General features: G+C 73.7%; 12 protein-coding genes. All 12 read right to left on the reverse strand.

Annotated features, from left to right (window positions below; translation table 11 throughout):
* Window positions 1-24: 24 nt before the first annotated feature.
* The 12 genes from J3P41_RS02435 to J3P41_RS02490 all read right to left on the reverse strand — a co-directional run bounded on the left by J3P41_RS02435 (window position 25) and on the right by J3P41_RS02490 (window position 11,809).
* Complete coding sequence (locus J3P41_RS02435) at window positions 25-1,599, reverse strand: hypothetical protein (RefSeq protein WP_210648659.1); 1,575 nt, start codon at window positions 1,597-1,599, stop codon at window positions 25-27.
* A 193-nt stretch (window positions 1,600-1,792) separates the two neighbouring features.
* Window positions 1,793-2,893: an alanine--glyoxylate aminotransferase family protein gene (locus J3P41_RS02440; protein WP_210648660.1), complete on the reverse strand. Its 1,101-nt coding sequence runs from the start codon at window positions 2,891-2,893 to the stop codon at window positions 1,793-1,795.
* Window positions 2,894-2,921: 28 nt separating this feature from the next.
* A complete protein-coding gene (locus J3P41_RS02445; RefSeq protein ID WP_210648661.1) occupies window positions 2,922-4,283 on the reverse strand; it encodes an FAD-binding oxidoreductase in 1,362 nt (453 codons plus the stop codon).
* 78 nt (window positions 4,284-4,361) lie between these two features.
* Window positions 4,362-5,606, reverse strand: coding sequence for an MFS transporter (locus J3P41_RS02450; RefSeq protein WP_210648662.1), 1,245 nt, complete (start codon window positions 5,604-5,606; stop codon window positions 4,362-4,364).
* A gap of 46 nt (window positions 5,607-5,652) precedes the next feature.
* Window positions 5,653-5,844, reverse strand: a complete 192-nt coding sequence (locus J3P41_RS02455; protein ID WP_210648663.1) for a hypothetical protein — start codon at window positions 5,842-5,844, stop codon at window positions 5,653-5,655.
* Between the two features lie 83 nt (window positions 5,845-5,927).
* Window positions 5,928-6,836 (reverse strand): bifunctional DNA-formamidopyrimidine glycosylase/DNA-(apurinic or apyrimidinic site) lyase, encoded by a 909-nt coding sequence (mutM, locus tag J3P41_RS02460; protein ID WP_210648664.1) that lies wholly within the window; start codon window positions 6,834-6,836, stop codon window positions 5,928-5,930.
* Window positions 6,837-6,839: 3 nt separating this feature from the next.
* Window positions 6,840-7,613, reverse strand: coding sequence for a ribonuclease III (gene rnc, locus J3P41_RS02465; protein ID WP_210648665.1), 774 nt, complete (start codon window positions 7,611-7,613; stop codon window positions 6,840-6,842).
* Window positions 7,568-7,753, reverse strand: a complete 186-nt coding sequence (gene rpmF / locus J3P41_RS02470; protein WP_056906555.1) for a 50S ribosomal protein L32 — start codon at window positions 7,751-7,753, stop codon at window positions 7,568-7,570. Before rpmF ends, rnc begins: the two co-directional genes overlap by 46 nt.
* A 53-nt stretch (window positions 7,754-7,806) precedes the next feature.
* Complete coding sequence (locus J3P41_RS02475) at window positions 7,807-8,382, reverse strand: YceD family protein (protein WP_307861791.1); 576 nt, start codon at window positions 8,380-8,382, stop codon at window positions 7,807-7,809.
* Window positions 8,383-8,481: 99 nt separating this feature from the next.
* On the reverse strand, window positions 8,482-8,967 hold the full coding sequence (gene coaD / locus J3P41_RS02480; RefSeq protein WP_210648667.1) for a pantetheine-phosphate adenylyltransferase: 486 nt from the start codon (window positions 8,965-8,967) through the stop codon (window positions 8,482-8,484).
* A gap of 40 nt (window positions 8,968-9,007) precedes the next feature.
* Window positions 9,008-9,577 carry a 16S rRNA (guanine(966)-N(2))-methyltransferase RsmD gene (rsmD, locus tag J3P41_RS02485; protein WP_210648668.1) on the reverse strand — a complete coding sequence of 190 codons (570 nt, stop codon included), beginning with the start codon at window positions 9,575-9,577 and terminating at the stop codon, window positions 9,008-9,010.
* Window positions 9,578-9,601: 24 nt separating this feature from the next.
* A complete protein-coding gene (locus tag J3P41_RS02490) occupies window positions 9,602-11,809 on the reverse strand; it encodes an ATP-dependent DNA helicase RecG (RefSeq protein WP_210648669.1) in 2,208 nt (735 codons plus the stop codon).
* Window positions 11,810-11,816: the final 7 nt, after the last annotated feature.

Consider the following 11,816-nt stretch of genomic DNA (forward strand, 5'->3'; position numbering starts at 1 on the left):
CCGCCGCCGGCGGCCTCCGTGTCGCTACAGGGTCAGCCGGACGGGCCGGCGGGCGGCGACCGTCACCTCGACGCGACTGCCCACGACCGCACCGCGGCCGTGCAGCCGCAGCGTGCCGCGGCGCACGGTCGACCGGTCCTCGACCGTCCGGCCGTCGAGGAGTCGTACGACGCTGCCGACGCGTGCCGTGGTCAGGCAGGTGACCGTCCAGCCGCTGCCTGCGCCGGTGACCCGGCACGCCGAGATCGGGGCCGCCGGCACGGCGGCGGCGCTGCCCGCGAAGGCGCCTCGCGCGACCAGCTCGACCCGGAGCACCGGCGTCGAGGCCCGCGGCCGCCACCGGAGGGCGAACCGGCCGTCCGTCGCGACGCGGTCGCGCGCGACAGTGGTCCACCCATCGCCGTCGACCGACCGCGCCTGGAGCCGCACGCGGGAGCCCGCGAGAGCGCGGGTGATCGTGAACCCTCCGCCCGAGCGTCCCACCCGGCCGGTCACGCGCGACGGCAGCGCGGCCCGGGAGGGCTGCGGCCGCCTGACCCGGACGGTGGTGGCGTGCAGCGTCCCCGCCGCGGGAAGGACGACGCCGTCCGCCGTTCCCGTGGCGGGAGCGACGGAGAACGTCCGCTGCGCGGTGCGCACGGCGCCGGACGCGAGCGTCGCTCGCACCGTCGCGGTGTAGGTGCCGGCGCCGAGGGTGAAGTCGGCGCGCCACCGGCCCACTGCGCCCACCGTGGCGGCCACGGCGACGTCGCCGATCGTCACGGTGACCGAGCTGACGGCGTCGGGGAGGGAGCCGGTCAGGTCCAGCGCGAGGTCGGCGGGCGATGCCACGGCACGGCACGCCTCACCCGTGGCCGCCGCCATCTTGTGGAGGCTGCCCGAGGGCCGGCAGGTCGCGGCTGAGCCGATCGCGAAGCTGCGCAGCCGCACGCCCGACCGGGTCAGCGCATCCAGCACGGAGTCGTCGATGCCCGACCGGCCGTCGGAGAGGAACACGACCCACCTGTCCCCCGGCGGTGCCGTGGCCAGGGCGGACAGCGATGCGGACACGGCGTTGTTGAACGCGGTGCCCGAACCGCTCCCGCCCAGGTCGCGGGTCTCGTAGAGGCCGATCCGGCTGCGCTGCACGCTGCGCACCACCGTGTCGATGCGCGTGTGCTGCTCGCCCCCGGTCAGGCCGGGCGGCACGAACGTCGCCGACCCGGACGGGTCGAGGTCGGCGGCCGCGGCCTGGTCGGCGAACGCCACCAGTCCGACCTGGGTGCCGGGCGCTGTGTCGAGGCTCCGGTTGAGGGCCTGTACCCCCGCGATCTCGCAGTCGAGCACGTCGCCCCTGGCGCCGTCGCCGTTCAGGTCGTCCTCCACCCCGCCCGCCCTGCCGTCCCCGGCGCAGTCCAGGCCGGTGAGCTCACCGGTCGAGCGGGTGGCGTCGACGACGTACAGGACCGTGGTCGTCCCGCCCGGTCGCGCGTCGACCGAGCCGGTGAGGGCCACCGTCCCGGCGCGCGGAGCGAGCGGCGCATCGATGCTCACCGAGGCAGCCGCCGGCACGGCGGGGACCGCCGCCACCACGCCCCACGTCGCGGTGGCGGCGACCACGAGTCCCGCGACTCCGGACCTGACGCCCGATCCGGCCCCAGACCCGCCCCCAGACCCGCCCCCGGACCCGTCCCCTGACTGCATCCCACGTGACCTCATCGCCGGACCATCACCCCGGCGGAGCCGGAGGGGCGGCGTCGCGCACGGCTATCGCCACATTGTGGTAACCCCTAGGAGGGTGGACCCTCGCCCCTCAACGGCCGAGCACGTCCTTCAACGCCGCCAGCGCGAGGAGGACTGCGTCGGGTCGGGCGTTGTGTCCCATGAGCCCGATCCGCCAGACGGTGGCGGCGTACGGGCCCGCCCCGGCGCCGATCTCGATGCCGTGCCGGTCGAGGAGCTCGCGGCGCACGACCGCCGAGTCGACGCCGTCGGGGACCAGGACGGTGGTCAGCTCGGGCAGCCGGTGACCTTCCGCGGCGAACAGCTCGAGCCCCATCTCCTGCAGCCCGGCCTGGAGCGCCTCGCCGGCCGCCCGGTGGCGTGCCCACACCGCCTCCAGCCCCTCGTCGAGGATGCGGCTCAGGGCAGCATGGAGGCTGGCGACCATGGCGGTGGGCGCGGTGTGGTGGTAGGTCCGCTGCCCCGTCCCGCCCTGCCGGACGCCGGCCTCGCCGACGTAGCCGCCGAGCATCCCGAGGTCGAGGTACCACGAGCGCGGCGTCTGCACCCGACGCTCGAAGGCGCGGTCGCTGATGGTGAAGGGCGCCAGTCCCGGCGCGACGCCGAGGCACTTCTGGGTGCCGGCGTAGCCGATGTCGATGCCCCAGTCGTCGGCGCGCAGCTCGATGCCGCCGATCGAGGTGACCGCGTCGACGAGCAGCAGGGCGTCGCCCTTGCCCGCGCCGAGCGCCGCGACGTCGGATCGGACCCCGGTCGAGGTCTCGGCGTGCACCGCGGCGATGATCGCCGGCGCGGGGTGGGCGGCGAGCACCCGCTCCACGTCGACCGGCTGGCCCCACTCGTGCTCGACCGAGACGACCTCGGCGCCGCAGCGCGCCGCCACGTCGGTCATCCGCTGCCCGAAGAGGCCGTTGACCGCGACCACGACCACGTCGCCGGGGTGGACGGTGTTGACGAACGCCGCCTCCATGCCGGCGGAGCCGGTCGCGCTGAGCGGCAGCGTCCGTGCACTGGTGGTGCCCCAGACGGTGCGGAGCATCTCGCAGGTCTCGTCCATGACCCGGAGGAACTCGGGATCCAGGTGTCCCAGCAGTGGATCGGCCAGCGCACGCGTGGCCTCCGGGTAGGGGTTGGACGGGCCGGGGCCGAGGAGGTGCCGCTCGCTGATCATGCCGACGACCGTAGCCAAGGTGGGCGCGTCACAGCACCGCTCCCGGGTTGAGGATCCCGTCGGGGTCGAGCGCGTCCTTGATCCGGCGCGTCAGCGCCATCACGTCCTCGCCGAGCTGCTCGGGCAGCGCCGCCTTCTTGGCGCGGCCCACGCCGTGCTCGCCGGTGATCGTGCCGCCGAGCCGGATCGCGGCACGGAGGATGTCGTCGAAGGCGGCCCGTGCCCGGCGCTCGGAGTCGGGGTCGGCGGCGTCGTAGACGATGATCGGGTGGGTGTTGCCGTCCCCGGCGTGCGCCACTGTGGGGATCTCGACGTCGTGCCGGCGCGCGATCTCGGTCACCGCGGCGAGGAGGTCGGGCAGCAGCGGGACGGGCGCGCCGACGTCCTCCAGCAGCAGCGCCCCGCGGGCCTCGACGGCGGGGAAGGCGGCTCGACGGGCGGCCACGAACATCTCCCCCTCGTCCGGGTCGTCGGTAACCACGACCTCTGTCGCCCCGGCGGCCAGGCAGGCGGCCTCGACGGCGGCGATCTCCGCCACCCGGGACTCCCCCGGGGCGTCGGACTGCACGACCAGCAGCGCGCCGGCCGACCGGTCGAGTCCCCGTGGCGAGTGGTCCTCGACCGCGTTGATCGAGGCGTGGTCCATCAGCTCCATCATCGAGGGCCGCAGCGTGCGGCGTACGGCGACGACGGCCTGAGCCGCAGCGACGACCGTGGCGAACGACGCGACCAGCGTCGCGGGCGGCAGCGGGAGCGGCACGAGTCGCAGGACCGCGCGGGTGACGATCCCGAGGGTGCCCTCGGAGCCCACGAACAGCTTCACCAGCGACAGGCCCGCCACGTCCTTGATCCGCTTGCCGCCGAGGGTGACCAGCGTGCCGTCGGCCAGGACGACGTCGAGGCCGAGCACGTAGTCGGTGGTGACGCCGTACTTCACGCAGCACAGCCCGCCGGCGTTCGTCGCCACGTTGCCGCCGATGGAGCAGATCTCGAACGACGACGGGTCGGGCGGGTACCACAGGTCGTGCTCGCGGGCGGCGGCCTTGACGTCGGCGTTGAGCGCACCGGGCTCCACGACCGCGACCTGGCAGTCCGGGTCGATCTCGATCGTCCGCATCCGCTCGAGGCTGAGCACGATGCCGCCGTCGACGGCACTCGCGCCGCCGGAGAGCCCGGAGCCGGCCCCGCGCGGGACGACGGGCACGGCGTGCGCCGCCGCCCACCGGAGCGCGGCCTGCACCTGGCGGTGGTCCTCGGCACGGACCACCGCGACGGGCAGGCCCGCGTCCGGGTCGCGCGACCAGTCGTGGCGGTACCCCTCGGTCGTGGCGGGGTCGGTCGCGACCACCCCGGCCGGCAGCGACGCGACGAGCTCGTCCAGGACGTCCATCCCGCCATCGTGGCACGGCTGCGGCGTACGCGTCGGGCTCGACGCCCTCGGCCCCTGGCTCCCCGGGCCGCTGCCCGGTCAGGCAGCGGCGGTGGCCACCTCGTCGGCGTGGGCGATGTGGGCCAGCGAGCGCCACACGAGCGCCAGGGTGAGGCCGGAGCCGACGAAGGCGAACCACCACGGCGCGGTCAGTCCCCAGCCATGGGCGATGAGCCCGCCGAGGAGGGAGCCGACGAGCATCCCGCCCATCACGCAGATCATGTAGACCGAGCCGACGCGCCCCTGCAGCTCGCTCGGGACCGCCCGCTGGCGCACGGCCTGCGAGAGGGTGCCCCAGACGAACGCGTAGGCGCCGAAGAAGAACATCAGCGGGTACGCCGCCCACGGGGACGTGGTGAACGCCATCGCGAGGTGGAACAGCACCTCCGCCAGCAGCACCGCGCGCATCAGCGTCGCCAGGCGCACGCGCTTCTCCAGCCGGCTGTAGGTGAACGTCGCCAGCAGCCCGCCGAGCGCGGAGGCGGTGGTCAGCAGCCCGAATCCGGCCTCGTCGATGCCCACGCGCTCCAACGCCCAGAGCACCAGGACCGACCAGGGGGCCGCCCAGGTCACGTTGAAGACGACGATGATCACCGCCAGGGTGCGCACCGGCGGGTTGCCGATCAGCCACCTCACCCCGTCGGCGATGTCCTGGCGGATGTGGGTGTCGAGATCCGCCCGGACGGGCCCGGGCGGTGTGCCGATCCGCGACACGAGCAGGACGCCGGCGGCGACGCACACGACGGTGACCACGAACGGCCACACCATCCCGACGGAGAACAGCAGCGCGCCGACCGCCGGGCCGACCAGCTGGTTGCCGGTGATCATCCCCGCCATCAGGCGCGCGTTGGCGATGCCGAGGTCGCCCTTCTGCACGAGCATCGGCGTGAGGGTGCCGGCGGTCGCGTCGACGAAGGTCTCCGCCGTGCCGAGTGCCAGCATCGCGACCAGGACGAGGCCGATGTTCACGTGCCCGGTGGCGACGACCACGCACAGGCCGGCCAGGACCAGCCCGCGCACGGCGTTCGCGGTCATCATCACCAGCCGACGGTCGAGGCGGTCCGCCAGCGCGCCCGCGAACAGTCCGACGACCAGCCACGGCGCTTGCAGGGACAGCATGGCGGCGGCGACGAGGAGCGGGTTGCGCGTCTGCGAGGCGACCAGCAGCGGCCCGGCTGCGATCAGCAGCCCGTCGCCGAGGTTGGTCACCCAGGACGAGCCGACGAGCCAGCGGAAGCCGGTCCCGAGCCGGGACGGGAAGACGGTCTCGACGAGGCGGCTCACGAGCGAGGGAGCCTACGTGCGCCGGGCGTGGCCCCGCACCCGGATTTCAGGCGGGCTGCAGGTCCTCGACGGTGAGCTGGTCGTCGCGCGCCGCCGCGAGGCCGTCGTTCTCGGCCTGCAGGCGCAGCACCAGCGCCTCGAGGTCGGCGACGCGTCGCCGCAGGCGGCGGTTCTCGACGGCGAGGACCGAGGTCGCCCGTGCCTCGCTGGTCACATGACCCAACAGCGCCTTGGCCATGGGGAGCCTTTCAAGGGGTTCGACGAACGTTCGAGGGAATCGACCGGGGCCGTCTCCAAGCGTCCCACCGCAGTGGCGGTCGGTCAACGGCGACGCGGGGCGGGGGCGACGTCCCCAGCGCGCGAGCGCGGTGGGCGCTGGCAGCGCGGGCAGAAGAAGGAGGAGCGGTTCATGAACGCAACCCGCCGGATCGGCGTACCGCAGCGGCGGCACGGCCGGCCCTCCTGCCCGTAGGCGTCGAGGGAGCGGTCGAAGTAGCCGGACTCGCCGTTGACGTTGACGTAGAGCGCGTCGAAGGAGGTCCCGCCCTGGGCGAGCGCCTCCCCCATCACCGCCCGGACGTGGCCGAGCAGCTCGCGCAGCACCGGTCCGGTGAGCCGGTCACCGGGTCGCTCCCCGTGCAGCCGCGAGCGCCACAGCGCCTCGTCGGCGTAGATGTTCCCGACGCCTGAGATCAGGCCCTGGTCGAGGAGCAGTCGCTTGACGCCCGACGTACGCCGCCGGGCGCGGCGCACGAACTCGGCGTCGTCGAACTCCGGGTCGATCGGGTCGCGCGCGATGTGCGCGATCTCCGTGGGCAGCGCGGCACCGCCGGACGACACCGCCAGCCCGCCGAACATCCGCTGGTCGACGAAACGCATCTCGAGGGGACGCCCGTCGGGAGTGAGCAGGCCGAAGCGCACCCGGAGGTGCCGCTCGTCCGGTGCGCCGGGCTCGTGCAGCAGCATCTGCCCGCTCATCCCGAGGTGTCCCAGCAGGGCGTCGCCGGTCTGTTGGTCCGCCGCGGGAGCGAGGGCGAGCCAGAAGTACTTGCCGCGCCGGCGCACGGCCTCGATGCGCTGGCCCACCAGCGCAGCGACGAAGCCGGTCGAGCCGCGGTGGTCGCGGCGGACCGGACGGGGGTGCAGCACCTCGACCGAGCCGATGGTGCTGCCGACGACGTGACGCTCGAGGCCCGCGCGGACGACCTCGACCTCGGGGAGCTCGGGCACGTCTCAGGCGTCGGAGGGAACGGGTGCGGTCGCGTCGGCGCCGGCCGCCGCGACCTGCGAGGCCTTGATCTCGCGGTACGCCGTCTCGGCGGCGCCCTGCTCGGCCTCCTTCTTGGAGCGGCCGGCACCGTTGCCGAGGACCTGCTCGCCCAGACGCACGCGCGCGACGAACGTCTTCATGTGGTCGGGTCCGTCGTCCTCGATGAGGTACTCCGGGACCCCGAGGCCCAGGTCCGCCGACAGCTCCTGCAGGGAGGTCTTCCAGTCCAGGCCGGCGCCCATCGAGGCGGCAGCCTCCATGACCGGGTCGAAGAGCCGGTGCACGACCTTAGCCGCCTCGTCCATGCCACCGCTGAGGTGGATCGCGCCGATGACGGCCTCGACGGTGTCGGACAGGATCGAGGCCTTGTCGCGACCGCCCGTCGTCTCCTCGCCGCGCCCGAGCATGATGTGGCGACCGAGGTCGATCTGGCGTGCCACGTCAGCCAGGGCGCGCGCGTTGACCACCGCGGCGCGCAGCTTGGCCAGCCGGCCCTCGGAGAAGTCCGGGTGGGCTCGGTAGAGCGTCTCGGTCACCACCACCCCGAGCACCGAGTCGCCGAGGAACTCCAGGCGCTCGTTGGTCGGGATCTGCCCGTTCTCGTAGGCGAACGAGCGGTGCGTCAGGGCACGCTGCAGCAGCTCGGGATCCAGGACCGGATCACCGAGCGCTGCGCGGAGCTCGTCGGTGGTCAGAGGACCTGGCGACGGTCGGCCCGGGCGCCGTACTGGCCGCACTGCCCGCACGCGCGGTGCGGGAGGTGCTTGGCGCCGCACGCGGGGTTGGCGCACGTGACGAGGGTCGGCGCGACGGCCTTCCACTGCGAACGGCGGTGACGCGTGTTGCTGCGCGACATCTTCCGCTTCGGAACAGCCATGGTTGTCTCCTGATTGCTTCGGCTCCGCCGGGAGTGCTTCCCGGTGAGGTGGTTCAGTCCTGGGCGTCGTGCGGGTCCGGCTGGAGCTGCTGCAGCCCGGCCCAGCGCGGGTCGATCGGTGCCTCGTGCGAGTGGTCCGGGTCGTCCGCGAGCCGCGCACCACACTCGGTGCACAACCCGGGACAGTCGTCCATGCACAGCGGCTGGAACGGCAGTGCGAGCACCACCGCGTCCCGCAGCAGCGGCTCGAGGTCGAGCAGGTCGTCCTCCAGCCGGCTGGTCTCGTCGTCGAGGTCGTGGTCGTCGTGCTCCGCGGCCTTGTCGTGCTGGTCGGCGTAGACGTACAGCTCCTGGAGCGTGACGTGGATCTCGTCCTCGATCGGCTCCAGGCACCGCACGCACTCCCCCTCGAGCCTGGCCGTGGCCGTGCCCGTGAGCAGCACGCCCTCCATGACCGCCTCGAGCCGCAGGTCGAGCTCGACCGGCGATCCCTCGGGGACAGAGAGGACTTCGATACCTAGTTGTGCCGGCGCCGGAACGGAGAGCTCGAGCTCACGCTGGGACCCCGGGCGGCGGCCGAGCTCGCGAGTATCGAGCACGAGCGGCGCCCTCGGGTCCAGGCTGCTCACGTCGAACTCCCACATCTGGACACCAACACAACCTCGGAATCGTATCCGGCGCCCCACCGGTGGGGCAAAACGGGTGGACGGACGTCGCTCGGCCCGGGCTCAGCGGCCCCGCTCGGCGAGGCGGCGCAGGAGCTGCTCGCGCACCGGCTCCGGGACCAGGCCGCGTACGTCGCCACCGAGCGCGGCGACCTCCTTGACCAGGCTCGAGGAGACGAAGGCGTTGCCGACCGCGCCGGGGAGGAACACGGTCTCCACCTCGGTGAGGTGGCGGTTCATCTGCGCCATCGGGAGCTCGTACTCGTAGTCGCCGGACCCGCGCAGCCCCTTGACGATCGCGACCGCGTCGATCTCGCGGCAGAAGTCGACGATCAGGCCCTCGAAGCCGGCGACCCGGACGTGGCCGAGGTCGGCGGTGGCCTCCTCGAGCATGGCGATGCGCTCGTCGGGCGTGAAGAGCCGGTTCTTGGACGGGTTGACCCCGACGGCGACGACGACCTCGTCGAAGATCCGCGCGGCGCGGCGGACGATGTCGAGGTGACCGTGGGTCACCGGGTCGTAGGACCCGGGGCAGACGGCACGACGCACGCAGTCGCTCCCTTCGAGCGGGGGCCTCAGAGCAGTCCGGTCAGGGCGCCGGTGTGGCGTGACCGTACCAAAGCGCCGTCTCGCCGTAGCGCTTCGTGCGGTCCTCGACGATGCCGTCGGGCCAGGTGACGGCACTGCGCTTGGCCGCGCGCTCGACGACCACCAGGGCACCGGGCACCAGCCAGCCGTGCCGCACCAGCGCGACCAGGTCGGCGGCGACGTCGGCGTCGGGCATCGGGTAGGGCGGGTCGGAGAACACGACGTCGTAGGGGGCCGCCGGCGAGGTCGCCAGGACGGCCGCGACGGAGGCGGCGACCACCTTGGCCCGGGAGAACCCGAGGGTGGCGGCGTTGCGGGCGATGAGGGCCGCGGTGCGCCGGTCCTGCTCGACCATGGTGACCACGCCCGCGCCGCGCGACCACGCCTCGAGCCCGACCGCGCCCGAGCCGGCGTAGAGGTCGAGGAAGCGCAGGCCGTCGAGGGAGCCGGTGCGGGACTCCACGGCGGAGAACAGCGCCTCGCGCACCCGGTCGCTCGTCGGCCGGGTCGCCTGACCGCGCGGCGTCTCCAGCCGGCGGCCGCCCGCCGTTCCCCCGATGATCCGAGTCATGTCGTCGCGCTCAGCCTCTCCAACTCAGCCCTTCTCCATGAACTCCGACGCGGCGGAGCGCTCGACCTCGGCCACTGCCGCGGCGAGGTCGGGCGCCTGCGCGAGCGCAGGATCCTCGGAGAGTAGCGCCTCGGCCGCCTCGCGGGCACGCTCGATGGTCCTCTCGTCGCGCAGCACCCGCAACGTGACGAGCCCGGACCGGAACCCGGACTGGCTGGCGCCGAGCACGTCGCCCTCCCGGCGTTGCTCGAGGTCGACGCGGCTCAGCTCGAAGCCGTCCGTGGTCGCGGCGACGGCGTCGAGACGCTCGCGCGCCGCCGACCCCGCCTCGGCGTGGCTGACCAGCAGGCATAGTCCCGGCAGTCCGCCTCGACCGACACGACCGCGCAGCTGGTGCAGCTGGGAGACGCCGAACCGGTCGGCGTCGAGCAGCACCATCGCGGTGGCGTTGGGCACGTCGACGCCCACCTCGATCACAGTCGTGGACACGAGCACGTCGACCTGCCCGGCTGCGAAGGCGCGCATGGTGCGGTCCTTGTCCTCCGGGGAGAGCCGCCCGTGCAGGACCGCGGTGCGCAGTCCGGCCAGCGGCCCGCCGGCCAGCTCGGCGTGGACCTCCTCGACCGCCGCCAGCGACCTCCTGGGCGCGATCTCGGCGCCGTCCTCGTCGAGGTCGACCTGGTCGCTCTCGCCCTCCTCTCCCGAGTCGCCGGAGATGCGCGGGCACACGACGTAGACCTGGTGGCCGGCGGCCACCTCCTCGCGTACGCGCTGCCAGACGCGGTCGATCCAGGAGGGCTGCTCGGCGAGGGGGACGACGTTGGTCTGGATCGGGGCGCGCCCGGCCGGCAGCTCGGAGAGGACCGAGGTCTCCAGGTCGCCGAAGACGGTCATGGCGACGGTGCGCGGGATCGGCGTCGCGGTCATGACCAGCACGTGGGGCGGCGTGCCCGCCTTGTCGGTCAGGGCGGCGCGCTGCTCGACCCCGAACCGGTGCTGCTCGTCGACGACGACGAGACCGAGGTCGGCGAACTCGACGCGGTCCTCCAGCAGGGCGTGGGTGCCGATCACGATCCCGGCCTCGCCCGTGACGATCTTGAGCATCGCCTCCTGGCGCGCCGCCTTGCCCATCGAGCCGGTGAGGAGCACGACGGTCGTCGCCTCGGCGGCACCGCCGAGCATCCCGCCCTGGGCGAGGTCGCCGAGCATGCCCGTGATGGAGCGGTGGTGCTGCTGGGCGAGGACCTCGGTGGGAGCGAGGAGCGCGGCCTGTCCCCCGGCGTCGACGACCTGCAGCATCGCACGCAGCGCCACCAGGGTCTTGCCGGAGCCGACCTCGCCCTGGAGGAGACGGTTCATGGGGTGGTCGCGAGCGAGCTCCTCGGCGAGGAGGTCGCCGATCTCGCGCTGGCCGCCGGTGAGCTCGAACGGGAGCCGGGCGTCGAAGGCGGCGAGCAGCCCGTCGTCGCGGCCGGGACGGGACTGGGCGCCCTGCGCGCGGTGGGCGGCGCGGCGACGGGCGAGCACCAGCTGCAGCACGAGCGCCTCCTCGAAGCGGAAGCGCTTCTGGGCCGCGCCGAGCTGGCTCCACTCGTCGGGGGCGTGGATCCAGCGGAGCGCCTGCATGACCGGCAGCAGGTCGAAGCGCTCGCGCAGCTCGGGCGGAAAGACGTCGGGCACCCCGGTGACCAGGTCGAGCGCCGTGGCCACGACCTTCTGCAGGTCCCACGTGTAGAGCTTGGCGGTCAGCGGGTAGACCGGCATCAGCTTGCTCAGCGTCGCGGCCTCCGGGCCGTCGAGCGCGAACCCGTGGGGCTGCTCGAGCTGCCAGCTGCCCCGGAACTGCTTGACCTTGCCGGTGAACACCGCTCGGGTCCCGGCCCGGAACTCGGCCTCGTGCCGCTCGGCCAGGCCCTGGTAGGGGCTGAACAGGGTCACCGAGAAGTCGGGCCCGTCGGTGCGCAGCCGCACCGTCGTACGGAACTGGCGGCGGTTGCCGGCGAAGAACGGGGCGCTGTCGCACGAGCGGACCTCGCCCACGATCGTCAGCTGCTCGCCGACGACGGGCGTCGCGACCTCGGACAGCTCGGTGGCGGCGACGTAGCGGCGCGGGAAGTGGCGCAGCAGGTCGCCGACCGTGGCCAGGCCCAGGCCCTCCTCGGCGAGCTTGCGCTTCTTGTGGTGGTTGCCGAAGACGACCCCGATGGGGCTGTCCGGCGTGATGGCGACCATGCTCGCG

The organism is Nocardioides sp. SYSU D00065, assembly GCF_017916425.1.
Classification (GTDB): domain Bacteria; phylum Actinomycetota; class Actinomycetes; order Propionibacteriales; family Nocardioidaceae; genus Nocardioides.

Coding starts and splice junctions, on each gene's coding strand:
- J3P41_RS02440 (WP_210648660.1), bottom strand. CDS start 2,893: ATGATCAGCGAGCGGCACCTCCTCGGCCCCGGCCCGTCCAACCCCTAC.
- J3P41_RS02445 (WP_210648661.1), bottom strand. CDS start 4,283: ATGGACGTCCTGGACGAGCTCGTCGCGTCGCTGCCGGCCGGGGTGGTC.
- J3P41_RS02455 (WP_210648663.1), bottom strand. CDS start 5,844: ATGGCCAAGGCGCTGTTGGGTCATGTGACCAGCGAGGCACGGGCGACC.
- rpmF (WP_056906555.1), bottom strand. CDS start 7,753: ATGGCTGTTCCGAAGCGGAAGATGTCGCGCAGCAACACGCGTCACCGC.
- rsmD (WP_210648668.1), bottom strand. CDS start 9,577: ATGACTCGGATCATCGGGGGAACGGCGGGCGGCCGCCGGCTGGAGACG.
- J3P41_RS02490 (WP_210648669.1), bottom strand. CDS start 11,809: ATGGTCGCCATCACGCCGGACAGCCCCATCGGGGTCGTCTTCGGCAAC.